The sequence below is a fragment of the Facivitalis istanbulensis genome (assembly GCF_040560405.1).
GTDB classification, from domain to species: domain Bacteria; phylum Pseudomonadota; class Alphaproteobacteria; order Sphingomonadales; family Sphingomonadaceae; genus Sphingomonas; species Sphingomonas istanbulensis.
In genome coordinates this window covers 1-776 of record NZ_JAVSCQ010000081.1, presented here as the reverse complement: position 1 = coordinate 776, position 776 = coordinate 1, and the positions used below count along the sequence as shown (strand labels likewise).

The following is a 776-nucleotide window of genomic DNA, read 5'->3' as shown; positions in this document are numbered from 1 at the left end:
CCGGGCAGCGGCAATATCGGCCGCTTCCAGTATACCGGACAGGCGTGGCTGCCCGACCTCGGCATGTACTATTACAAGGCGCGTATGTACTCGCCCACGTTGGGTCGGTTCATGCAAACCGATCCCATCGGCTATAAGGATCAGATCAACCTCTACGCCTATGTGGGGAACGATCCGGTGAATAGGCGCGATCCACTGGGATTGTATGAATGTTCTGGCAGCAAATCGGATTGCGGAACGATAAGGGGCTACGTTGATACCGCGCAGAAGGCGCTCAAGGGCCTGGACCCGAAGTCGGACGCGGCGAAAAATTTAGGCGCTACTCTCGGCTATCTCGGTAAGTTCGGCCAAAATAACGGGGTGACGATTGCGTCATCTTCCCTTGCCAAGGGCACTTTGGCGAACGCTGGTCCGGGAGGCAGGATCAGCGTCGATATCAAACAAGTCAATGCATACGGAGCCAATGCAGCCTTCGCGGCTGCAAATCCGGGCACTAGCCGTGGCGATATTCAACAGGGGTTGGGCGCCGGGGCATTGGCGCATGAAGCGAGGCACGAGCTCGATTTTAATAGAATTGGCTTCCCGGATAGCAGAATGGCCGAGTATAGGACCGAGTTGAATGCATATCGAACTCAGCAAGGCGTGGACCAAGGGCTAGGGTCAGGACCCATTGATGTGAGCGCCGTGATCTGATTCAGGCTCCGCAAGGAGACCGATATGAGCGACCTGTTTTGGCTGACGGACGATCAGATGAAGCGGCTTCGGCCGTTCTTTCC

General features: G+C 56.3%; 1 protein-coding gene. It reads left to right on the top strand.

The features are described 5' to 3' along the window. Positions 1 to 693 (top strand): RHS repeat-associated core domain-containing protein (locus RN629_RS18250; RefSeq protein WP_407036495.1); only part of this gene is annotated, 693 nt, incomplete at its 5' end. Positions 694 to 776 lie beyond the last annotated feature (83 nt).